At 61.2% G+C, this 19,026-nt stretch carries 28 protein-coding genes; 15 read left to right on the top strand and 13 right to left on the bottom strand.

Features of this window, described 5'->3' with window-relative positions:
* Window positions 1-139 precede the first annotated feature (139 nt).
* The 4 genes from rocF to IVB41_RS26960 all read left to right on the top strand — a co-directional run bounded on the left by rocF (window position 140) and on the right by IVB41_RS26960 (window position 3,465).
* Window positions 140-1,117 (top strand): arginase, encoded by a 978-nt coding sequence (gene rocF / locus IVB41_RS26945; RefSeq protein WP_247436804.1) that lies wholly within the window; start codon window positions 140-142, stop codon window positions 1,115-1,117.
* 161 nt (window positions 1,118-1,278) lie between these two features.
* Window positions 1,279-2,550, top strand: coding sequence for a sulfite dehydrogenase (gene soxC / locus IVB41_RS26950; RefSeq protein ID WP_247436807.1), 1,272 nt, complete (start codon window positions 1,279-1,281; stop codon window positions 2,548-2,550).
* Window positions 2,537-3,079, top strand: coding sequence for a c-type cytochrome (locus IVB41_RS26955; protein WP_247436811.1), 543 nt, complete (start codon window positions 2,537-2,539; stop codon window positions 3,077-3,079). Before soxC ends, IVB41_RS26955 begins: the two co-directional genes overlap by 14 nt.
* Before the next feature lie 89 nt (window positions 3,080-3,168).
* A complete protein-coding gene (locus IVB41_RS26960) occupies window positions 3,169-3,465 on the top strand; it encodes a hypothetical protein (protein ID WP_247290490.1) in 297 nt (98 codons plus the stop codon).
* Between the two features lie 6 nt (window positions 3,466-3,471).
* Here IVB41_RS26960 and IVB41_RS26965 read toward each other — a convergent pair whose 3' ends face one another.
* Window positions 3,472-4,686 (bottom strand): mandelate racemase/muconate lactonizing enzyme family protein, encoded by a 1,215-nt coding sequence (locus tag IVB41_RS26965; protein WP_247290489.1) that lies wholly within the window; start codon window positions 4,684-4,686, stop codon window positions 3,472-3,474.
* A 174-nt stretch (window positions 4,687-4,860) separates the two neighbouring features.
* On the opposite strand from IVB41_RS26965, the gene IVB41_RS26970 reads away from it, so the two are divergent.
* The gene (locus IVB41_RS26970; protein WP_027566617.1) at window positions 4,861-5,049 is read left to right on the top strand and encodes a hypothetical protein; all 189 of its coding nucleotides are present in this window, start codon (window positions 4,861-4,863) and stop codon (window positions 5,047-5,049) included.
* Between the two features lie 154 nt (window positions 5,050-5,203).
* On the opposite strand, the gene IVB41_RS26975 is transcribed toward IVB41_RS26970, so the two are convergent.
* Both IVB41_RS26975 and IVB41_RS26980 read right to left on the bottom strand, forming a co-directional pair.
* Entirely contained in the window at window positions 5,204-6,490 is a 1,287-nt protein-coding gene (locus tag IVB41_RS26975) for an NRAMP family divalent metal transporter (protein ID WP_247356483.1), read from the bottom strand.
* Between the two features lie 284 nt (window positions 6,491-6,774).
* Window positions 6,775-6,960 (bottom strand): hypothetical protein, encoded by a 186-nt coding sequence (locus IVB41_RS26980; RefSeq protein ID WP_247290484.1) that lies wholly within the window; start codon window positions 6,958-6,960, stop codon window positions 6,775-6,777.
* Window positions 6,961-7,230: 270 nt separating this feature from the next.
* Here IVB41_RS26980 and IVB41_RS26985 point away from each other — a divergent pair, with 270 nt between their 5' ends.
* The 3 genes from IVB41_RS26985 (at window position 7,231) to IVB41_RS26995 (ending at window position 8,131) form a co-directional block, all read left to right on the top strand.
* Complete coding sequence (locus IVB41_RS26985; protein ID WP_247436816.1) at window positions 7,231-7,473, top strand: hypothetical protein; 243 nt, start codon at window positions 7,231-7,233, stop codon at window positions 7,471-7,473.
* A 140-nt stretch (window positions 7,474-7,613) separates the two neighbouring features.
* Window positions 7,614-7,790 (top strand): hypothetical protein, encoded by a 177-nt coding sequence (locus tag IVB41_RS26990; protein WP_247290480.1) that lies wholly within the window; start codon window positions 7,614-7,616, stop codon window positions 7,788-7,790.
* A 137-nt stretch (window positions 7,791-7,927) separates the two neighbouring features.
* A complete protein-coding gene (locus IVB41_RS26995; protein ID WP_247402891.1) occupies window positions 7,928-8,131 on the top strand; it encodes a hypothetical protein in 204 nt (67 codons plus the stop codon).
* Between the two features lie 18 nt (window positions 8,132-8,149).
* Here the strand turns inward: IVB41_RS26995 and IVB41_RS27000 are convergent, their stop codons facing one another.
* Complete coding sequence (locus tag IVB41_RS27000) at window positions 8,150-8,353, bottom strand: hypothetical protein (protein WP_027566622.1); 204 nt, start codon at window positions 8,351-8,353, stop codon at window positions 8,150-8,152.
* 257 nt (window positions 8,354-8,610) lie between these two features.
* Here IVB41_RS27000 and IVB41_RS27005 point away from each other — a divergent pair, with 257 nt between their 5' ends.
* The gene (locus IVB41_RS27005; protein WP_247436819.1) at window positions 8,611-8,787 is read left to right on the top strand and encodes a hypothetical protein; all 177 of its coding nucleotides are present in this window, start codon (window positions 8,611-8,613) and stop codon (window positions 8,785-8,787) included.
* 19 nt (window positions 8,788-8,806) lie between these two features.
* On the opposite strand, the gene IVB41_RS27010 is transcribed toward IVB41_RS27005, so the two are convergent.
* Window positions 8,807-9,583 carry an EAL domain-containing protein gene (locus tag IVB41_RS27010; protein WP_247436822.1) on the bottom strand — a complete coding sequence of 259 codons (777 nt, stop codon included), beginning with the start codon at window positions 9,581-9,583 and terminating at the stop codon, window positions 8,807-8,809.
* A 167-nt stretch (window positions 9,584-9,750) separates the two neighbouring features.
* Here IVB41_RS27010 and IVB41_RS35700 point away from each other — a divergent pair, with 167 nt between their 5' ends.
* Both IVB41_RS35700 and IVB41_RS27015 read left to right on the top strand, forming a co-directional pair.
* Window positions 9,751-9,873: a hypothetical protein gene (locus IVB41_RS35700; protein WP_256464259.1), complete on the top strand. Its 123-nt coding sequence runs from the start codon at window positions 9,751-9,753 to the stop codon at window positions 9,871-9,873.
* A 348-nt stretch (window positions 9,874-10,221) separates the two neighbouring features.
* Window positions 10,222-10,470 (top strand): hypothetical protein, encoded by a 249-nt coding sequence (locus tag IVB41_RS27015; RefSeq protein WP_007612758.1) that lies wholly within the window; start codon window positions 10,222-10,224, stop codon window positions 10,468-10,470.
* Window positions 10,471-10,598: 128 nt separating this feature from the next.
* Here the strand turns inward: IVB41_RS27015 and IVB41_RS27020 are convergent, their stop codons facing one another.
* Window positions 10,599-11,159 (bottom strand): hypothetical protein, encoded by a 561-nt coding sequence (locus IVB41_RS27020; protein WP_247356489.1) that lies wholly within the window; start codon window positions 11,157-11,159, stop codon window positions 10,599-10,601.
* 321 nt (window positions 11,160-11,480) lie between these two features.
* Between IVB41_RS27020 and IVB41_RS27025 the strand changes: the two genes are divergently transcribed.
* Complete coding sequence (locus tag IVB41_RS27025; RefSeq protein ID WP_027566626.1) at window positions 11,481-11,750, top strand: DUF6894 family protein; 270 nt, start codon at window positions 11,481-11,483, stop codon at window positions 11,748-11,750.
* On the opposite strand, the gene IVB41_RS27030 is transcribed toward IVB41_RS27025, so the two are convergent.
* Together IVB41_RS27030 and IVB41_RS27035 are read right to left on the bottom strand one after the other, a co-directional pair.
* Window positions 11,744-11,950, bottom strand: coding sequence for a hypothetical protein (locus tag IVB41_RS27030; RefSeq protein WP_247436826.1), 207 nt, complete (start codon window positions 11,948-11,950; stop codon window positions 11,744-11,746). The two genes, IVB41_RS27025 and IVB41_RS27030, sit on opposite strands and share 7 nt — an antisense overlap.
* Window positions 11,947-12,147 carry a hypothetical protein gene (locus tag IVB41_RS27035; RefSeq protein WP_247436829.1) on the bottom strand — a complete coding sequence of 67 codons (201 nt, stop codon included), beginning with the start codon at window positions 12,145-12,147 and terminating at the stop codon, window positions 11,947-11,949. Before IVB41_RS27035 ends, IVB41_RS27030 begins: the two co-directional genes overlap by 4 nt.
* Window positions 12,148-12,651: 504 nt before the next feature.
* On the opposite strand from IVB41_RS27035, the gene IVB41_RS27040 reads away from it, so the two are divergent.
* Window positions 12,652-13,428 (top strand): DUF4261 domain-containing protein, encoded by a 777-nt coding sequence (locus IVB41_RS27040; protein ID WP_247436832.1) that lies wholly within the window; start codon window positions 12,652-12,654, stop codon window positions 13,426-13,428.
* Between the two features lie 6 nt (window positions 13,429-13,434).
* Here the strand turns inward: IVB41_RS27040 and IVB41_RS27045 are convergent, their stop codons facing one another.
* From IVB41_RS27045 to ligD, 3 genes are all read right to left on the bottom strand, one after another.
* The gene (locus tag IVB41_RS27045) at window positions 13,435-14,127 is read right to left on the bottom strand and encodes an SOS response-associated peptidase (RefSeq protein ID WP_247436835.1); all 693 of its coding nucleotides are present in this window, start codon (window positions 14,125-14,127) and stop codon (window positions 13,435-13,437) included.
* A 14-nt stretch (window positions 14,128-14,141) separates the two neighbouring features.
* Entirely contained in the window at window positions 14,142-14,555 is a 414-nt protein-coding gene (locus IVB41_RS27050) for a hypothetical protein (RefSeq protein WP_247436839.1), read from the bottom strand.
* Between the two features lie 314 nt (window positions 14,556-14,869).
* Window positions 14,870-15,781, bottom strand: coding sequence for a non-homologous end-joining DNA ligase (gene ligD, locus IVB41_RS27055; RefSeq protein WP_247436865.1), 912 nt, complete (start codon window positions 15,779-15,781; stop codon window positions 14,870-14,872).
* 134 nt (window positions 15,782-15,915) lie between these two features.
* On the opposite strand from ligD, the gene IVB41_RS27060 reads away from it, so the two are divergent.
* Window positions 15,916-16,104, top strand: coding sequence for a DUF3606 domain-containing protein (locus tag IVB41_RS27060; protein WP_247436868.1), 189 nt, complete (start codon window positions 15,916-15,918; stop codon window positions 16,102-16,104).
* Window positions 16,105-16,244: 140 nt separating this feature from the next.
* Here IVB41_RS27060 and IVB41_RS27065 read toward each other — a convergent pair whose 3' ends face one another.
* The gene (locus IVB41_RS27065; RefSeq protein ID WP_247436871.1) at window positions 16,245-16,940 is read right to left on the bottom strand and encodes a hypothetical protein; all 696 of its coding nucleotides are present in this window, start codon (window positions 16,938-16,940) and stop codon (window positions 16,245-16,247) included.
* A gap of 435 nt (window positions 16,941-17,375) precedes the next feature.
* Between IVB41_RS27065 and IVB41_RS27070 the strand changes: the two genes are divergently transcribed.
* Entirely contained in the window at window positions 17,376-17,819 is a 444-nt protein-coding gene (locus tag IVB41_RS27070; RefSeq protein WP_247436874.1) for a hypothetical protein, read from the top strand.
* 316 nt (window positions 17,820-18,135) lie between these two features.
* Here the strand turns inward: IVB41_RS27070 and IVB41_RS27075 are convergent, their stop codons facing one another.
* A complete protein-coding gene (locus tag IVB41_RS27075; protein WP_247436877.1) occupies window positions 18,136-18,990 on the bottom strand; it encodes a hypothetical protein in 855 nt (284 codons plus the stop codon).
* Between the last annotated feature and the right edge of the window lie 36 nt (window positions 18,991-19,026).

Here is a 19,026-nt window from a genome sequence, read left to right on the forward strand (position 1 = left end):
GTACCGGCCTTGAATGAGCAATTCGGCGCGCGGGCTTTTGTTCCGAAACGATCCGCCCCTGCGCGGACCCGCCCCCGTGAAACGACGGATGCGAATCTCTGTTAGGCTGGCTCAATCTTGCTGATGTCAGGAGACAGCTGTGACCGACCGGACCACGACGGATCGAGCCCGGCGCATCGCCTTGCTCGGCGCTCCCATCGACATGGGGGCTTCGCAGCGCGGTACCCTGATGGGCCCTGCGGCGCTCCGCACCGCCGGCCTTGCGACACTGCTCGAGAGCCTGGATTTCGAGGTGGTCGATTACGGCGATCTCTCGGTGGCCGAGCTCCGGGACCTCGCAGACAGGGCCCCCGACAAAGCCAATCACTACCGCGAAATCCAGCGCTGGACGCGCGTGCTGAGCCGCAGAGGCTACGAGATCGCGAAAACCGGCGCGCTGCCGATTTTTCTCGGCGGCGATCACACGTTGTCAATGGGATCGGTGAATGCCATGGCCCGTCACTGGCAGGAGCGCGGACGCGAGCTGTTCGTGCTCTGGCTCGATGCCCATGCCGACTACAACACACCGGAGACGACGATCACTGCCAACATGCACGGCATGTCGGCGGCATTCCTTTGCGGCGAACCCGGCCTCGACGGGTTGCTGGGCGACGATCCGCGCGCCTCGATCGATCCCGACAGGCTCGACCTGTTCGGCGCGCGCTCGATCGACAAGCTCGAAAAGGAGCTGATGCGCACGCGCCGGATCAGGGTCGTCGACATGCGCCAGATCGACGAATTCGGCGTCGCCGTGCTGATCCGCCGCGTCATAGAGCGCGTCAGGGCCAGCAACGGCGTATTGCATGTCAGTTTCGACGTCGATTTTCTCGACCCCTGCGTCGCACCTGGCGTGGGCACGACGGTGCCGGGTGGAGCGACCTATCGCGAGGCGCATCTGATCATGGAGCTCCTGCACGATTCCGGCGTAGTCGGTTCACTCGACATCGTCGAGCTCAATCCGTTCCTCGACGAGCGTGGCCGCACCGCGCGCACCGCGGTCGAACTGATCGGCAGCCTGTTCGGCCAGCAGATCGCCGACCGGCCGACCCCGAGCAACGCGATCGCGCCGGGCGAGTGACGGACGAGCCGTTTGTGCGTTGCGAAGAAGAGAATTGCCGTCGCTGCCACCGGATTTAGATCAGTCCAGATGGAAATCGCCTGTTTTTGAAATGGCTGCGAATTGCAAATGCTCGTTGCAGAATGTTTCATGCGGATCGCGCTACAGCCGAGGATCCGCAAATGAGCCGCACCTTCGACGCCGACGACAAATCCGCGGGCACGACTCGCCGCCGCTTTCTGCGTGGCAGCGCTGCGGTGGCGGGTGGGACCGTCCTGGGCGCCGGCGCATCGGTTGCCGCCGGGGCCGACAACCTTCCACCCAACATTCCCGAATGGATGAAGGCGCCGGGCGAACCGACGGGGGGCCAGCTCTATGGCGCGCCATCGTCGTTCGAGAAGGGCGTCGTCAAGAACATCCCGAAGACTCTCAAACAGTACATCTCGGCCTCCAGCCGGACGCCGTTGCAGGAGCTCGATGGCATCATCACGCCGAATGGACTGTTCTACGAGCGTCACCACGGCGGCGTTCCGACCATCGATCCGGCCCAGCACCGGCTGATGCTGCACGGGCTGCTCGAGCGCCCGCTGATCTTCACAATGGACGATCTCAGGCGTTTCCCGTCGGAATCGCGCGTCCACTTTCTCGAATGCTCCGGCAATCCCGGCTACAGCAAGCCTTACGGCAAGACAGCGTCGGACCTTGTGGGTCTGGTGAGTTGTGCAGAATGGACCGGCGTCAGCCTCAAGCTGGTGCTACAAGAGGCCGGGCTGAAGCCGGAAGCCAAATGGGTCGTCGCCGAGGGCGCCGACGCGGCTGCACTGACCCGCAGCATCCCGATCGAGAAATGCCTCGAGGACGCCATGCTGGTCTACAGCCAGAACGGCGAGCGGCTGCGCCCGCAGCAGGGCTATCCGCTGCGGTTGTTCCTGCCGGGCTTCGAGGGCAATATGAGCGTGAAGTGGCTGCGCCGCCTGCATGTGACGGCTGAGCCGGTTTACTCGCGCGAGGAGACCTCGAAATACACAGACCTGCTGCCGGACGGCACCGCGCGTGAATTTTCGTTCTACATGGAGGCGAAGTCGATCATCACGAGGCCCTCCGGCGGCCAACGCCTGGGCGCGCCCGGCTTCCACGAGATCACCGGCATCGCCTGGAGCGGGCATGGCAAGATCGCGCGCGTCGAAGTGTCCGTCGACGAGGGAAAAAGTTGGCAAAGCGCGCAATTGCAGGAGCCGGTGCTGACCCGCGCTCTCACGCGCTTCCGTTTGCCGTGGCGATGGGACGGCAAGCCTGCCGTGATTCAGAGCCGTGCCATCGATGAGACCGGCTATGTGCAGCCAACGCTCTCTGAGTTGCTCGCGGTGCGCGGCGAGAACTATTTCTACCACAACAACGCGATCTGGCCGTGGCGCATCGCGGCCGACGGCGAGGTGACCAATGCGCTGGCGTGAGACTTGCGGCATTGCCGTCGTCATCTTGCTGTGTGCGTTCGCGAGCGGAGCGCAAGCACAAAGCCTGTACGGCCTCGGACGCCCCGCGACAGCTGCGGAGATCGCGGGCTGGAATATCGACATCGGACGCGACGGTAGCAATCTCCCGAAGGGAAGTGGCTCGGTCAGCCATGGGCGCGAGGTGTTCGCCCAGCAATGTGCATCATGCCATGGCGACAAGGGCGAGGGCGGGCTGGGTGATCGGCTCGTCGGTGGGCAGGGCACGATAGCAACGCCAAAGCCTATCCGGACCGTCGGCAGCTATTGGCCATATGCGCCGACGCTGTTCGACTACATTCGCCGTGCGATGCCGCAGAACGCGCCGCAATCGCTCAGCGATGAGGAGGTTTACGCGGTGTCGGCGTACATCCTGAACCTGAACGGGCTGGTGGGAGCGGATGCGACGCTCGATGCCAAATCGCTTGCGGCTGTCAAGATGCCGAACCGCGACCGGTTCGTCGGCGATACGCGGCCGGATGTGAAACACTGAATGCCTTGGGGCGATCAGGTTCCCCGTATGGGCTGGACAACGGCGGAACTCGCAGGACGCGACTGCATTAACCTGTGAGAGGAAAACGTATGGATTCCACGATGCCAACGGATCGCTTCGCAAATTCCATGTCCTCAGCGCTTCGCCATCCCGGCGTAATCGCGTTGATTGTGGCCGCTGTGACCATTGCTGCGATGCTCATCGTCGATCATGGGCCATGGAATCGCGCCAAGACGCAGCCTGCTCACGTTGCGATGTATGCGACCACGGGCGAGGCCGCCCGCGCCGCAGGCGCCGCAGTGCTCCCGACCGAACAGAAGTCGCCGCTCGAGCCGGAGCGGCCGGGGCCGAAGACGTCCCCGACCGTCAATCCCGTGACGCCGTAAGACCCTCTAGCCTTTGCGGCCGTAGTTGAGCAATCCGCCGCTGGTCTTTGGCGGGTGCGCCCGAAGGGCTTCCTCGTTCGGATCGGTGCCCCAGCCGGGCCGGTCCGGAATGACCAGATGGCCGTCCTGAATTTCGGGCTCATGCGTGAACAGTTCGCGGTCCCACGCCAGGCGATCGATGTCGATCTCCATGATGCGCAGGTTCGGCACGGCGGCGCAGAAATGCGCGTTCATCATCGAGCAAAGATGGCCGTAGAAATTGTGTGGGGCAACGTTGACTTCGAACGCTTCCGCAGCGGCTGCGATCTTCATCGACTGCCAGACGCCGTTCCAGGGCGTGTCGATGATCGCGACGTCCATGGCCTGCTCGCGGAAATAGGGCAGGAATTCCCGCAAGCCCAATAGCGTTTCGCAGGACGAGATCGGATGCGGGCTTTGCCTGCGGATGTAACCGAGCGCTTCCGGATTGAAACTGTCGATCTCGACCCAGAACATGTCGAAATCCGCGATGGTGCGCAGGATCTTCAGGTAGCCCTCGGTCTTGGCGTTGAAGTTGCAGTCAAGCAGGATGTCGACGTCGGGGCCCGCCCCGTCGCGGATCGCTTCCAGATGCATGCGCAGGTCGCGCAGGATCTTGCGATCGACGTTGATTTCGGGGGCGAAGGGCGAGCCGAAGCCCGGTCGCCAACCGGTTGGCTTGCCGTCGTCGTAGGAGAAAATGTTGGTCTTGAGCGCGGTGAACTTGTTCTCGCGGACCTCGCGTCCCATTGCCTTGACGCCGTCAAGGTTCTCGATCGGCGGCTTGTACCAGGACGGATGATTGATCCGCCACGTCGCGCAATGCGACCAATAAACCCTGACACGGTCGCGGATCTTGCCGCCGAGCAGTTCGTAGCAGGGCACACCGAGACACTTCGCCTTGGCATCGAGCAGCGCATTCTCGATCGCGCCGAGTGCCTGCGCCACCACGCCGCCGGCGGCGGGACGCGTGGCCGCGAACAGCTCTGCGTAGATGCGCTCGTGCCGGAAGACGTTCTGCCCGACGACGCGGGCGGACAGGCGCTGGATCGCAGCGCCGACGCCAGGCGAGCCGAAGCCCTCGTCGAACTCGCTCCATCCGACGATGCCGTCCTCGGTCGTCAGCTTGACGAAGTGGTAGTTTCGCCAGCCGGCGTCGCAGGCGAGAATTTCAAGACTCGTTGCTTTTGATGATCTGGTCATGTCGCTCCCTGTGACCCGGCTGGGTCCTTTTTTTGTTTGGCCGGCTCGCAAGCCCCGCTCCAGCCGCAACTGTTAAGCTAATGGCCCTGCGCAGTGAAGCCCGGCGAACTGCGCCGGGGGCGCTTTGCCGCCTTTCTTCGGCGGGAAAGGTCGGGGAATCCGGTGGGGACAGCCATGATCTTTCCCGGGATCGTCCTGAAAAGGGACCATGCTTTGACGTTTTTGGCCACAATCGGGATCGACCCTCCGGCCATGAAATTTCTGGCTGTGATTTCGATCCTGGCGCTGCTCACGATGGGTGGAGCCGCCATTTCCGATCAGTTTCTGACGGCCGATCAGCACGTCGCGCACGGGGTGGAATAGCGCGGCGGGCGGAGATGCTTTTTGTCTTGGGGGAGACAGCGATGCTTTCGATCGACCAATTCCTGCGCTTCATCAGCGTGCCGGCCGTGTTCGCGGCCCTCGTCATCGCCTCGCAGATCTCGGCCGCCTTGTCGCAAGGTTAGTGAAAGGCTGGTCAGCCGATCGCGGACGAGCCGAGCAAAGCGAGCACGGCCAGCGCCATCAGCGCGGTGCCGAGCCAGCCCAGCGCGACCAGCCATGAGCGGCCCTTGAAGCGGCCCATGATCGCCTTGCTCGACACGATCAGCATCATCATGGCCATGATCGGAACGGCGACGATGCCGTTGAGCACGGCGCTCCAGACCAGCATGTGGATCGAATCGATCCCGGTGAAACCGAGTCCGAAGCCCATGATGGTTGCCGCGGCGATGATGGTGTAGAAGCCGACCGCCTCGTCGGGCTTCGCCTCAAGCGTCGCGCGCCAGCCGAAGATCTCCGCCACGCCGTAAGCGGCCGAGCCCGCCAGCACAGGAATCGCGAGCAGGCCGGTGCCGATGATTCCGGTCGCGAACAGGGCGAAGGTGAAGTCGCCGGCGAGCGGCCGCAGCGCTTCGGCGGCCTCCGTCGCCGAATTGATGTTGGTGACGCCATTCGCGTGCAGCACCGAGGCGGTGGTGAGGATGATGAAGAAGGCGATGCCGTTCGAGAGCAGCATGCCGGCGATGGTGTCGGACCTGATGCGCGCCAGCTCCGGACTGCCGCCGCGCTTGAGCTCGCGCAGCGGCTTGTCGCGCTTGCCCTGGTTCATCTCCTCGATCTCCTGCGAGGCCTGCCAGAAGAACAGATACGGGCTGATCGTGGTGCCGAGCACGGCGACGACCATCATGAAATAGTCGGCGCTGACATTCGTCTTCGGCCACACCGCCGCGAGCAGCGCCGTGCTCCACGGGATCTTGACGGTGAAGGCGGTCGCGACATAGGCGAACAGCGCCAAGGTGAGAAATTTCAGCACCGGCGAATAGCGCCGATAGGGCAGGAACACCTGCAGCAGGGTCGAGCCCGCCGCGAAGATCAGCGCGTGCTCGTGGTTGAGGCCGCCGATCACCAGCGACAGCGCCTCCGCCATCGCGGCGATGTCGGCGGCGATGTTGAAGGTGTTGGCGGCGACGAGCATGGCGACCAGCGACAGCACCGCCCAGCGCGGCGCGATCTGCATGACGTTGGCGGCGAGCCCCTTGCCGGTGACACGGCCGATCCGGGCGCTGACGAGCTGAATGGCGATCATGAACGGCGTGGTCAGAAACACCGTCCAGAGCAGTCCGTAGCCGAATTGCGCGCCGGCCTGCGAATAGGTGGCGATGCCGGACGGATCGTCGTCGGCCGCCCCGGTGACGAGACCCGGCCCCAGCCTCTGCAACAGCGTCGGCGCGGATTTCGCAGGGGTGAGGGCACTGTCGGTCATGCAGGAGGACCTCGGTCGGGCGCGTCCTTCACAAATGCTAAGCAGGAAACAAGGTTCCCGCGCCAGAGGTGAGCGGGCGTCTCATTCGATTCGGATAAAGCTAATCGCCTTTGACTCGTCGGGCAAAACACCTGTATAAGTGCATCATCGGAGAATACCCGGTGCCCGCTTTGGCGCGCATCCTCGGGCGCAACCGGGCGGCCATGGACGGCTGTCGCGCATTCCGCAACCCCCGTACTACGGACACCAGCAAGGTGTTCGTCCCGCAGAGAGTGCGGTCGGGATTATTTGATGCTGACGAACATGCCCCAGGCGCCGGCCAGCGCGGCGCCGGAAAAGACGATCAGCGGATTGTCGCAGAACGCACTGCCATAGGTGCACATGGTGACGCCGAACGAGCCGATCTCGTGATGGCCCGCGGAGTAGAACAGTCCGGACAGCACCAGCAATGCGGCGGCGACGAAATACATCGACGATCTCTCCGAGCTATCCCCCTTGCGTCTGTCGCAAGGGACCTGTCAAGGGACGCGTCCCAGCATGGCGCGAACCCATTGCGTCCTGCCGAATTCGCCCTGCTGCATTTGAACTAAAGTTGACCCGTTCCGCAGGATGCCGCCGTCGGCTGCAGTTTGCTGCGCAATCTGGACGTGCGAGCGGGAATGGAATATCTGCGCGGGAACTGTTGGACGCGCTCTCCATTAACGAACATGAACAATTGGACCAACTGAGGGGAGTGGCCCATGGGCGCCGAGCGGATGCACCCTCCGCGGTACTGGCGGATGCGGGCGGAAGAATTTCGCACCAAGGCGGACAATTGCGAATACCCCGAGACGCGGGACGTGCTGCGCAAGGTGGCGGAAAATTACGACGAGCTGGCCCGCCGCGCCGCGCGCATCTCCACACTCGAGAGCCTGGACCAACTCGGGGGGGGGGAAGCCCGCCAACAGCAAGCCGGCTTGATCGTTCAGGACAAACCCGCTTGATGGTTCAGGACAAAGCCCATGACCAGCGCGCGCGATCATGGGGCGTCTAGGCCCTCGCTTCTATCACAAGCACCGGCCGCGCCATTGGAACGAATGTCCACTTTGGCACTTAGGAACTCAGTCCTCCAATGAGGGATGAGATGAGCAGCGAACAGCAAGGCCCGGCAACGAGGCCGGATCAGCATTTCAGGCCGGGGCCGGCCTGCCCCAAATGCGAGAGGGGGACGCGCTGCCTGACCTCGATCTTCGACGTGAGGCGCGATTGCTCGATCCTGATCTATCGCTGCGACTCGTGCCGCGAGGACGTCTGGATCTGAGTGAGGGCGATCCCCGGCTTCCGCCCAATCTGCAGGATGGCCTTTTGCGGGTCGCAGAGGAACGCCGCATAGGAACTTCGCCTGTTTCGCGCGCTTTTCGTCTGCATCGACCACGCAAGGCGAGACAGCTTCCGACCATGCAATCACGCTACCCGTTGTTGAAGAAGTGGACAGCGGAAGAGCACGAGCGGCTGAAGGCGTTGGCCGAAGCCGGCTGGCGGCCGGACGAGATCGCCGGCGAGCTTGGTCGCAGCGAAGCGGCCGTGAGAGTGCGAGCCTGGCAGCACGGCATCGCGCTGCGCCTCGTCACGCAGAAGCGCGCCCGATCCGATCACCCATGACATACCGGGCCGATGGCATTACTTTGGCGCCTGCAAGCCTGGGGACTTCAGCCAATCGCTGATGTGCGCGGACGTCTCCGCCAGGCGTGCCCGCCTGAGAAGACTGTCGCGCTCCGCGCCTGCGGGTAATTGATTGGCCAGGTCTTTGAACTGGGCGGCCAGTTCGGCCAGTCGCTCTTCCAGGGAACGAGTATGCTTCACTCTGCGGCGATGCCCGATCACGACGCACGCTCCTGAGCTGTTGACGACGACTCCAAAACTGAAAACGGTAAGTTCAGTTCCCTGCTCGGAACAAATTATGTGCTTTTCAAATATGCCTTCGATGGCCGTGGGTTAAACTGCAGCCCAAGTCGATGGAGACATGCATGGTCTCGCGTGCTGCCGTATCTGGTCGCCGGTCTCGTTAAGTTCACTTCTGAACTGTCCGCAATCATCTCTTGACCTACTTCGCCCATCGAGCAGGAAGACGGGAGCTTGTCATGCTCACCAGCAAGGAATTCGAGGCGTATCTCGACCGGCAGAAAACGCATCAGCTTGATGGAAGCCAAACGACGGGGCAGATGCTGCGCCGTTCCCGGGAGCAGATCGCGGCGTCAATGGCGCTGCTTCAGCACCAGGTGCCGAAGATCTGGCATCCCGAGCCTCCAGAACAATAGAGACCTCGTCCACCGTTCTTCACGAGGCACTTGCGATCGAGACATCCAGCCGCTGGAGTCCCGCAACCTGCGGCAGCGACATGAAGCCTGGTTTGGCGAAATAGTAACCCTGGAACAGCGCGATGCCGGCGGCGCGCAAGGAAGTGAGCTCGGCCTCGCTCTCGACGCCTTCGGCCAGCACGGTGATGTCGAGCTCGCGCGCGATCGCGGCCACCGCGGCGACGATCACCTGCTTGGGGTGACTGAGCTGGATGTCTCTCACGAGCTCCATGTCGATCTTGATCAGGTTCGGCTGCAACCGGGCAAGCAGGCTGAGGCCGGCATAGCCCGCGCCGAAATCGTCCAGTGCGGTCCAGAACCCGAAGGCCTTGTAGGCGCGGACGATGTTTTCGATATGGGCGGGATCGGTGATCCGCTCGTTCTCGGTGAATTCGAACATCAAATTCGAGGTCGGAAAGCTCGCGCGGCGCGCGGCCTCCAGCGATTTCTGGATGCATGCGCGCGGCTCGTAGACCGCATTCGGCAGGAAGTTGATCGAGAGCCGCGCCTCCGGATCGTCGAACAGCGCGCCTGCGGTTTCGATCGCCAGCACGCGTGCGGCCTGGTCGAAGCGATAGAGCTGCTGGTCGGTGAGCTGGCTAAGGACGCTATGCGCACTTTCGCCGTTCGGACCGCGCACCAGGGCCTCATAGCCCCAGATGCGGTGCTCGACGACGTTGACGATCGGCTGAAACGCCATCTTGAACTGGAACGGGAGCTCGGTCCCGTCGGCACATCCCGCACACTTCACAGCCATCACGCGAACCCCAAGCCCTCTCAAGCGCCGCGGGAAAAACTAGGTCGCAGGCGTTAAGGAACAGCGAAGAGCAGAACGATAGAAACCTCCTGCTCTGTCCCGCGTTTGCGCGGATGGCGAACCGAGACACCAGGCAGCGGCCGATGTGTGCCGCGTGCAACCAACCCATGACCTTCATCGACGCGGTCAGTTCACCCGAGGGGGCGATTGCCATCTTCCGGTGTTCCGGCTGCAACAAGCTGTTCTGGGAGAAGCCCAGGCGAGACCAGAACCAGGCGCGCTCGCGTTGAATTTGCGCGGGGGAAGAAACGGCCCCAGCCCGGGGGCGAGCTGAGGCCGTGGGGGGTAGCCGGTCGTGCATCCGGACCGACGCACCGATAACTTTTTGACCCCGAAAGCTGTTCCTATTCAGGCGACCATGGACATGGTGCGCCCTGATGAAACACGCCTGAAACAGTGCTGAAACCCGATTGTCTCGAACGCCCCGCCCGCTGTGCCCGACCAACCTAGCGAAAAGGAGATCATCATGATCCAGGTTGGTTCGAAGGAAGAAGTCGCGTTTCTGCTGGCGCTGTTCGGCACCCACACCCAGCCGGTCAAGCGGCCGGCGAAATCGCGCGCGTGAGGCGCTGATCCCCATGCCAGGTTTGGCCGAATGCCAGAGCCTCTTGCGGCTTCTGATCGCAAGGGGCGACCCGAAGGCCATCCCGCTCGCGAAGGGCGCCATCGATCAATATCTGAACACGGCGCCGGCCTGCATGCGCGGCCGCGGCCTGCGCGTGCTCCAGCGCGACGCGCTCGACCAGCATGGGACCGCGGTCGGCGTGCAGCGCTCGTTCGCCGAAACGGTGGATGCCTATATCGTCGGGAAGCTTGCGGAGGAGTGAAGGGCCGAATGTCGTTTCGCTCCTGTCGCTTCGCACCTGTCGCTTTCGCTTCAAGAAGAGACACGAACGCGGCAGGCGATGCTGCCGCGTTCGATTTGGTCATCGTATCCTGAGCCCGGCTCCCGCGATTACTGGGTCGGCGGCAGCACGGCCTGCGTGGTCTGCTGCGGCAGGTTGGTGTAGGTCGCGCTTTCCTTGGTGCAGATATCCCTGAACACCACGACGCCGGCCTGCGGATATTCCTTCACGAGGCAGTTGCAGTTGTTGTTTACCACCGGAGTGGGCGCAGCCGCCGCGACCGGTGCCGCAACCACGGTGGCGGGCCGCTGCACGACCACCGTCTTCTCCACCACCTGCGGCGTCGGAACGTACACCGGCCTGTTCACGACAACCGGATACTGGACCGGCCGGACCACGACCTGCGGCGGGATATAGACCGGCGGCGCGGGCCGCGGATAGACGACGACCTGGGGCATCGGCCGCGGGCCGGGATAGACGACCGGGCGCTGGCCGCCGTTGCCGCCATAGCCGTTGAAATGGGGACCGAACTGGGGCCGCGCCTGCGGCGCGTTGCCGTACTGTCCGTTCTCGCCCCAGCCGGCCTGAGCCGAGCTGCTCGCAACGCCTGCCGCAACACTGGCCAACACGATCGCTGCCGCCATCTTCGTGATCATCAGGGTCTTCGTCATGGTCCACCTGTCTGGTTGTTTGTTTTGTCTCATGCCGTCGTCGTGGGATGAGTGATAGGCGGACATGGCGCGTGCATCCGTGACCCCGCGCACACAGCAGGCGAAATCCTCCTTCGTTGGAATGAGAGATGACGGGGAGGGGCGGCGCGGCCGGCGCTCGTTGCCTGCCGGATCGACCTGAGATGGGTACACGCAGGCGAAGTGCAGGCGCAGGTCGGGAAAACGCCGGGTTCCCGGAACCTGTTGATTCCACCAGATTTTTTTGGGGCCGCCGGAAACCCTTTGTCCGCTTCGGACCTAATACGGGCAAAGGATGCTGCAATGCCCCGATATTATTTCGACCTGCGCGACGACACCGGTGTAGCGCTCGACGAGGAAGGGTTGGAGCTCGCCAGCGCGCGCGCCGTTCAGGCGGAGGCCGCCAAGTCGGTCGCGGACATGGCGCGCGATGCCATCCTCTCCGCGCCTCCCGCAGGTGCCAGGCAGACCATGGCGATCGACGTTCGCGATGCCAAAGGTCCCGTGATGCAGGTCAAGTTCTCGTTCGCGATCGAGACCTTCAGGCCGCCCTCGACATCACGCGATCATTGACGCGTGAGAAATTCCGGCGGGTAGGAGTCGGACTCGAGCACGGCGATCTTGCGGCCGAGCTGCCAGACCTCCACCTTGCCGTGCCGCGTGAACTGCTGCGCGAAGGTGAGGGCGTTCGCATCCGACGCGGCCTCGAACGCCTCGGCGGAGCGGAACACGCCGTTGTCGCCGACCAGATAAGCGCGATATTGCTGGGTCATGTCGGGGCCCTCAGCCCTGGCGAACGCAGCCAGGCGGAAATGTGCATGGCGGTCTCGTCCTGCCGCGCGCGGCGCAGCAGCATCTCGCGGCGGCGCCCCGGTGCCAGCGTGCGCGCCTCCTCGCGAAGCCGCGCGGCCTCCTCGGCCAGCCGTTCGGTGAGTGTCGTGGTCTGCTTGAATCGTCGTCGTGTCCGCATGCAAATCTCCCTCGTTCGTGTGCGGGGCGGGAGCGCTTTTCGGCGTTCTCATCACCGGTCGACGCCAATTGCCTTGCGGTGATGGATAAAGCTTACGCCCCGCGTTTGAGGGAGAGACACAGCATATGATATGTCGGCGGATTAAATTGCGAGAGCGGGTCGAGCCAGTTGAGGGACTTGCTCAAATTGAGTGCCTGCGATTCCAATGTTCACTTTTGAACAAAGCCAGCTCAGCTCGCGTGGGAAGGGACGCGCCGGTTGATCAGCGCGGGATGTGAGATCTCTGCGCCGGCGCGAGCGCTGCCGAGCTCGGCGCAGCAAAGCCGATGACATCATCACGCGCGAGATGATTTCAGAACAACGTGCGTGTGGCCCGCAAGCCGATGCTGGCGAAGAGGATGACTTGACAATGTTCGTGTTTTGTTCTAGAAAAGTAAAAGTTCAACCTCTGGGCGAGGAGCAAATGTATCTGGTCTCGCTCCCAAAATTTCTGCGGGATAGCCGATGAGCAATTCACTGCTCGCTTTGGTCCTGTTGGACACGCCTGCAACGCCGGACATGTCGGCACTTGCGAAGGCGCTCCGCGCGCGACATCCGGAGCTGGCAACTGATGTTGCGGAGAACGGAGACGCGCAACAGGCTGAGGCAAACTCGCCGCTCATTCGCTGTGGCAATGAGCTTGTTGCCGTCATGTCGATGCCGGCGCGCATTCCCGACGATCCCGGCTTGTGGTCGCGCGCTTCCACGACATGGCCGCAGGGGAAGGCGGCCGCGGCGCGACATCGAGGGCATCTGATCGTCTCTGTGCTAGGCCAAAACCAGCAGCCGCTGTCCGCCGCTCGTCTGACAACCGCTGTCATCGGCGCATTGATTGCGACGGTGCCGGAATGTTGCGCTGTTGTATGGAATGGCAAGGTCGCACGATCCGCCGAACTATGGTTGGACATGTCCAGCCGATCGTTTGCGCCGTATCCAGACTATCCTTCCTCACTGTGGGTGGACATATTGCCGTTCCGATCAGAGACAGGCATCGGAGCAGTAACGATGGGTCTGTCAGCATTCGCTGAGCGTGAAATCGAGTTCGAGACCCACAAGCTGACACTTCCAACGCTGGTCAACAAGGTGGACGGCCTTGCCGTCTATCTGGTTGAGCACGGGCTCGTGGTCAAAGACGGCGATACGTTTGGTCGGGACTCGCGCGAGCGCTTCTCGGCTCGTTACAAGGACTCCGATCGATTTGAAGGCTTGCCCGTTCTTTCCTGTACCGATGGTTCGGCATAGTCAGCGTTAACCCAGCTCGCCCGATCTTACGGCTGTAGCAGTGGTGAACGCATCTTCCTTCTCGATGCCGCGCGCAACAATCTTCAAGCTTTCGTCCGGCAGCGGCCGTTGCAGTGCCTTGGCTTCATCCCACGGCGCCCTCAGCCAAACCTCTCGCTCCTCCACTGTAGTCAGGATCACCGGCATTGCCTTCGGATGGATCGGCTCCACGACCGCATTCGGCGTCGTGGTGAGAAAACCGTACACCTGATGCGGCCCCGGAATGGGCTTCGACTTGGTGCCGCGATCGCCATTGAAAGTCGTCCAGATCCCGGCGAACGCGAACAGTGGCCGAGCCTCCGCGAGCGCGAACCACACGATGTCTTTCTTCTTGGTCTCCGGGTTGGGCTCCGGCGCGTATTCGGCAAAGCTGTTGACCGGCACGAGGCAGCGGTGCTCCGGCTTGAGCCACGCGCGCCAGTGCGGCGACGAGGTGTTGCGGATATTCGTGACGGGCGGGCCGCCGGTGCGTGGCGGCGGCGGCATGCCCCAGCGCATTAGCACGATCTCTCGCTCGCCGGCTGCGTCGCGAATGACTGGCGCGGGGTAATCCGGAAATACGCCAGGCATCGGCGCCAGATTGCCTTCATAGCGGCGGACGACCCGGAAGAGTTCGGCAATGGCCGCCTGATTGGTGGTGATTGAATAGAGATTGCACATATGTTCGATGATCCTTAGCGCTCGCCGGGCCACCAGTAAGATGCCGGATTATCCGCCGAGATTTTCGTTGGTCTTAATGCAACAAGTGCGCTTCGCTTATACGGATAGAGCCGCACTTCCGAACAGTCCTTGCATCGCATGTAGCGCTCAAGTTCATGCACCGGCGTCGTCTTGGCACGGCGGACGATATCGAGCGCCACGGTTTGGTTGGTGTCGCATCCAAGGCATCGCACTTCGAGGTATAGGAAGCCGGCGTTGATGGCGTCTCCGATCGTCGGCGATGGCTGCGCTGGGCCCTTATAGCCAAGCATCCGATAGTTCCAGGCCGCGCAAGCCAGTTTGTCGGCCTCCTTGCGCGCCTCCTTGGCGCGCTCGGCCGAAATCTTGATTTGAGTGCCGTAGAGATGTTGGCGGGACTTGGTGGTCATGCGGCGATCAAAGCCATGTGCCGGCCAAGCTGGCAAATTATCGATGGGTGGTAGGCGAGGAGCTGAACGAACCACTGCCTGTCGTGGCTGTGGAAAACGCCCCGCGGCCTCAGTGCTGCGTCGGCTCTTCCGCGACCGGTTCGCCGTGTTGGTGCTCAAGCGCTTCGCCGAGGTCACGGCAGTCGAATCGTTCGCCGCAGGTCGGGCACGTCATGAAATGATCTTCATCGCTCCTGGGCTGCCAACCCTCTGTGCGGAATTTAGGTCTCACAGTGCGCCCCCGGCCCATATCCACCGATGATCGAACGTATCCATCACAGATCCTCCCTCAACCCTTTGAAAAAAGGATGCCGGACTTTCCCCTCCGCCGACTTGGCGCGGTACTCAATTTCCGCGAGCAGCTTCGGCTCGACCCAGATACCCTTGTGCGCGATGCGCTTGGCGTAAGGCTGTGTCTTGCGAATGAGCGGCTTCAATCGTTTTTGCAGTTCTGCGGCAGATGACTTGTCGAATCCATGGTCGACCTTGCCCGCATAAATGAGATCATCTCCCTTATGGCGCCCGAGATAGATGCCGTCCCATTTGCCTTCATCGAGTGCGAAGCCTGCGATGGTGAGCGTTTCCCGTTGCGCGCAAGTTGTCTTGACCCAGTTGTTGCCGCGGCCGCTGTTGTAGATGCTGTCGCGAACGCCCTCGAGCCCGACCTTGCAGGCATGCGCGAACATCTCGCGGCCTTCGATCTCGAAGCTCTCGCTGAATTGCAGGTCGGTGCCGGAAATGATCTTCTTCAGCTCGGCCTTGCGCTGAAACAGCGGCATGCCGCGAAGGTCGCGTCCATTGAGATAAAGCAGGTCAAACGCCACAAGCACGATCTTGGACGATGTGCCCTTCAACTCGTTTTGAAGGACGGAAAAATCGGTGCTGCCATCGGCAGCTGGAACGACAACCTCGCCATCAATGACCGCCGATCTCGCCTTGATGTGCCAGGCGTCGTCGGCGACTTTCTTGAAGCGTTTGGTCCAGTCGTAGCCGCGGCGGGTGTAGACGGTGACGGCCTCGTTGGCCAAATGAAGCTGTACCCGATAGCCGTCGAACTTGATTTCGTGAATCCACCGCGCTCCGGATGGCACGTGGTCCACCGCCGATGCCAAGGCCGGTTCGATGAAGCCGGGTAAGGGCGCTTTCACGCCGATTGTCCCCGGCCTACGCTGACGCTGCAACGCCACAGACAAACTCCACGCAACGAACACCTTGATTCGAATCCTTACGGTCAGATTCGTTCCGCGAATTCGCCGCCGCCCTGATGGACGGGGGAACCGATTGAATCCTCTTGCGTTTCACAGGTGCAAGGAGAGCAAACATGGCTAAAGCGAAGAAGCAGACCCCTCGCGGTCGCAAGCAGGACCGCGCGCGCGTGGCGGGCGGACAGAAATACGAAGTCAGCTACGAAGCGAAGAAGACCGGCCGCTCGGCTTCTGCTGTGAAGAAGGCGGTCAAGAAGGTTGGGAGCAGCCGGAAGAAGGTGGAGCGCAAGCTGGGGCGCAAATAGTTTGCTTGGGACTAGGTTTGCGACGAGCCGGTCGCGGGAGCGACCGGATTTCGTGCGCTGTGGGTGTAGCCGACCTGACAAGAGCAGCCGGTCCGGCACCACTTGTCACGCTAGCAGACGCCCTCACCGAGGGGGAGCACTCAAAAAATACTATTGGACCATCGATACAGTGTATGAGAGTCGCCCGGCTTGAATAAAAGAAGGCTTGGAAGCGCAAAGTAAATTTTTTTATCAAATTCAAACTTTGTAAGTGCCACGGGAATTTGTCGTCCCCGGGATTTGCCGTCAGCTGTGATGTAGCTGATCCACAGACAAGTCCCGAAGACCGGTTCTTTCCGCTCAAGGTTTTTCTCTGAAATCTTCACGACGGCCCGGAGCGACTTGGCTTCTTCATCGTCACTCCTTGACGGCAAGAGATATTTCTTCGGTACGATTTCGCCGGGCTTAATTGTAAACGCGTCAACATCAAAGGGAATCAATGACTGTTCGCCACTCTTGCAGTCGGGCTCTAGGTCGCCCTCAACAAGTTTAGGTTGGTGCACCATCAATATAACGTCTGTCAGTGACACTGGACGATTACCGGTATTGATGAAAGCAAAGTCGGTCCTCAATGAGAAATCGAGCTGTTTATTTGCAGTGTTCACATAGCCAGCGGGGCTGATGAAGACGGAAAAATCATCTTCTTTGCGAACCAGGGTGAAATAAGTTGTTGAGATTGAGACTAAGAAAGCGAGCACGGACAGAGTTGTAGTGATCCAGTCTTTGACCGTTAACTTGGCGATCTCCCTGGGCTTTGTTGCTTCTTTTCGCTTTTGATACTGTTCCAACAGACTCATGGGCTGGTTCCCCTTGCACGCACACAAGACTGTCTCGGACTGTCGTACACATCAAGAGGATCTTACTGTTGCTCGCTCGTCGCCATTGGCCTGCACTATCGCGGCAAGGCGTCAGGTTGACGCAAGAGAAACCTCCGAATGTATACCTCTGGCCCTTAGCGGAGATGTGAAACGATGGTCTGCGAAGACCGCTGTCGGACGTGTCGCCCCATTTACCGAGTTGAAGGCGGCTCCGGTCGAAGTGAAATTGTTCTCAACGAGGACGCGTAAGTACAGCATCTCGGAGCCCAATAGATTTGACACGTCGGGCAAAACACTGGCAGAATAGCATCATTGAGATGAGTTTGTTTTTGCCCGCGCCGGAGCTTTCCGCCGCGGGTTTTTTGCGTCCGGACTGGATTAGGCTGATCGAAGTTTCAAAAGAGGATTTTCCAAATGACTGAGGCGGTGACGCACAACCTTCTTTCCCAGAACGCTCTCGCGAGGGCGGCCGCTCGCCGAGCTCTGAAAGAGCGTACGTTGACTGAAATCAAATCCTTGGCGCGGACGCATACCCCGGTCGCCATGAAAACTCTCGTGCAGATCATGCGCGACAAGGAAGCTCCTGCCCATGCGCGGGTCTCGGCGGCCAATGCGATCCTTGATCGCGGCTGGGGCAAGGCGTTGCAGCCGCTTGCAAGCGAAGACGGCAAGCCCCTGGAATTTATTCACCGCATCGAGCGGGTCATTGTGCACCCCGGCGACAACGTGACGATGGAAGCCCAAATTGAGGAGAGCGTGCAGCGAGTACCGATCAGCGTTCTCGGAAGCCTCGGCGCGACGTGCGATTCCGAAGCGTCTTATGAAGAGCTTTGGCTGCATTCGCAGGAGCAGGTATGAGTACAGAGTTGCACAAGGGGCGCCAAGCGAGCGTTGAGACAGGTTCGGCCGTCGGCTGGCCGCAATGGATCGCCGATGCGCTTGCATATAAACCCCAGCAAACGCTGTTGAGTCGGGCGCGCCCGCGAAGCCGGTCGCATCAGAGGCCGAGGACCGGCGCAACATTCGCATCCTGAGCCGCGTTGTGAGCACCTGATCCGTTGGGCCGATTCCCACAAACCTGGTTGGCCCGCGACGTAAACCACGTCCGTTTTGTTGTCGAAACCGGACGTGGTTAGCCTAGAACTCTAAGGAGTAGCCCTAGAGGAGATTTAGCCTATTTGATTTCCTGAAAGGTCACGGGCGTTTTGCTCATCAGATCGAGCGTTACCTTCAATTGAAGGGACACTATATCGTCAGCGGCGACGACCATGGTCATATTCCAATCGGTAGGCGGCCGATCTGGGTCTTGAAAAATTCCATATGCGGGCTGCCCAGTTGGTAGCAGCACCTCTAGATGCTTCGGGTAGTTCTGACGTAGCGCCGGTTCGTACCTTTTCTTTTCTTCTTCGCCGTAAGTGACGGCCCCTCCAGTAGGGAAGGCATCACTCGAAACCATCTTGCCGACCTCGAAGAGCGCCCATTCGCCATGCCGGATATCGGTCAACAATTCTCCGCTCTCTTTGATGCGGGCTATGCGCGGCTCTTGGCCCATGAAAAATATTCTCGCCTTCACATTCTTTATTTGGCGTCCCGTATCCATGGCGTTGCCAACCACTAGATAAAAACGGGTTTCAAAAAGTCCGGAGTTGGTGCCATCAACCCATCTAACCAACTTTGTCTCAGCAAAGGCGTTAGTCTCAAATCTGAATGCCACTCTGTTTTTTGGTTCGATCGCTTCTGTTGCATGGCCATGCGCTTCACTGGCCGGCACGCCAGTGCCAAGCCGGCTGAAGTGCCAAAACAGGCCCCCCGCTATAAGTACCGCGCCAACAATGACTAGGCTTAGCGGGCCATATTGCAGCTTCATGTGAGACAAGGATTCGATGCCTAAAACGAGGCTATAGGTCAGCCAAGATAGCCCTATGCCTGCAAGAGTGTAGCTGAGAGCTTTGGGCATTTTAGGCCAAAACTCTGGGGCAACGATTGCTAGGAAACCTAGCCCCACCCCAACAGCTTCCGCCATAGTCATGCTTGCAGCTCCCTAGGCAGCCTAACCCAGGGTGTG

The organism is Bradyrhizobium sp. 44 (genome assembly GCF_023073095.1).
GTDB lineage: Bacteria > Pseudomonadota > Alphaproteobacteria > Rhizobiales > Xanthobacteraceae > Bradyrhizobium.

What these genes read in the sequence shown, in the direction of transcription:
- IVB41_RS27045 (WP_247436835.1), bottom strand. Translation starts at nt 14,127, where the DNA reads ATGTGCAATCTCTATTCAATCACCACCAATCAGGCGGCCATTGCCGAA.
- IVB41_RS27015 (WP_007612758.1), top strand. Translation starts at nt 10,222, where the DNA reads ATGCCAGGTTTGGCCGAATGCCAGAGCCTCTTGCGGCTTCTGATCGCA.
- IVB41_RS26965 (WP_247290489.1), bottom strand. Translation starts at nt 4,686, where the DNA reads ATGACCAGATCATCAAAAGCAACGAGTCTTGAAATTCTCGCCTGCGAC.
- IVB41_RS26995 (WP_247402891.1), top strand. Translation starts at nt 7,928, where the DNA reads ATGCAATCACGCTACCCGTTGTTGAAGAAGTGGACAGCGGAAGAGCAC.
- IVB41_RS26960 (WP_247290490.1), top strand. Translation starts at nt 3,169, where the DNA reads ATGGATTCCACGATGCCAACGGATCGCTTCGCAAATTCCATGTCCTCA.
- IVB41_RS27020 (WP_247356489.1), bottom strand. Translation starts at nt 11,159, where the DNA reads ATGACGAAGACCCTGATGATCACGAAGATGGCGGCAGCGATCGTGTTG.
- soxC (WP_247436807.1), top strand. Translation starts at nt 1,279, where the DNA reads ATGAGCCGCACCTTCGACGCCGACGACAAATCCGCGGGCACGACTCGC.
- IVB41_RS26970 (WP_027566617.1), top strand. Translation starts at nt 4,861, where the DNA reads ATGATCTTTCCCGGGATCGTCCTGAAAAGGGACCATGCTTTGACGTTT.
- IVB41_RS27050 (WP_247436839.1), bottom strand. Translation starts at nt 14,555, where the DNA reads ATGACCACCAAGTCCCGCCAACATCTCTACGGCACTCAAATCAAGATT.
- IVB41_RS27030 (WP_247436826.1), bottom strand. Translation starts at nt 11,950, where the DNA reads ATGACCCAGCAATATCGCGCTTATCTGGTCGGCGACAACGGCGTGTTC.
- IVB41_RS26980 (WP_247290484.1), bottom strand. Translation starts at nt 6,960, where the DNA reads ATGTATTTCGTCGCCGCCGCATTGCTGGTGCTGTCCGGACTGTTCTAC.
- IVB41_RS27040 (WP_247436832.1), top strand. Translation starts at nt 12,652, where the DNA reads ATGAGCAATTCACTGCTCGCTTTGGTCCTGTTGGACACGCCTGCAACG.
- IVB41_RS26955 (WP_247436811.1), top strand. Translation starts at nt 2,537, where the DNA reads ATGCGCTGGCGTGAGACTTGCGGCATTGCCGTCGTCATCTTGCTGTGT.
- IVB41_RS26975 (WP_247356483.1), bottom strand. Translation starts at nt 6,490, where the DNA reads ATGACCGACAGTGCCCTCACCCCTGCGAAATCCGCGCCGACGCTGTTG.
- IVB41_RS27005 (WP_247436819.1), top strand. Translation starts at nt 8,611, where the DNA reads ATGCTCACCAGCAAGGAATTCGAGGCGTATCTCGACCGGCAGAAAACG.
- IVB41_RS27025 (WP_027566626.1), top strand. Translation starts at nt 11,481, where the DNA reads ATGCCCCGATATTATTTCGACCTGCGCGACGACACCGGTGTAGCGCTC.
- IVB41_RS26990 (WP_247290480.1), top strand. Translation starts at nt 7,614, where the DNA reads ATGAGCAGCGAACAGCAAGGCCCGGCAACGAGGCCGGATCAGCATTTC.
- IVB41_RS27070 (WP_247436874.1), top strand. Translation starts at nt 17,376, where the DNA reads ATGACTGAGGCGGTGACGCACAACCTTCTTTCCCAGAACGCTCTCGCG.
- IVB41_RS27075 (WP_247436877.1), bottom strand. Translation starts at nt 18,990, where the DNA reads ATGACTATGGCGGAAGCTGTTGGGGTGGGGCTAGGTTTCCTAGCAATC.
- IVB41_RS26985 (WP_247436816.1), top strand. Translation starts at nt 7,231, where the DNA reads ATGGGCGCCGAGCGGATGCACCCTCCGCGGTACTGGCGGATGCGGGCG.
- IVB41_RS27010 (WP_247436822.1), bottom strand. Translation starts at nt 9,583, where the DNA reads ATGGCTGTGAAGTGTGCGGGATGTGCCGACGGGACCGAGCTCCCGTTC.
- IVB41_RS27065 (WP_247436871.1), bottom strand. Translation starts at nt 16,940, where the DNA reads ATGAGTCTGTTGGAACAGTATCAAAAGCGAAAAGAAGCAACAAAGCCC.
- IVB41_RS27035 (WP_247436829.1), bottom strand. Translation starts at nt 12,147, where the DNA reads ATGCGGACACGACGACGATTCAAGCAGACCACGACACTCACCGAACGG.
- IVB41_RS35700 (WP_256464259.1), top strand. Translation starts at nt 9,751, where the DNA reads ATGACCTTCATCGACGCGGTCAGTTCACCCGAGGGGGCGATTGCCATC.
- IVB41_RS27060 (WP_247436868.1), top strand. Translation starts at nt 15,916, where the DNA reads ATGGCTAAAGCGAAGAAGCAGACCCCTCGCGGTCGCAAGCAGGACCGC.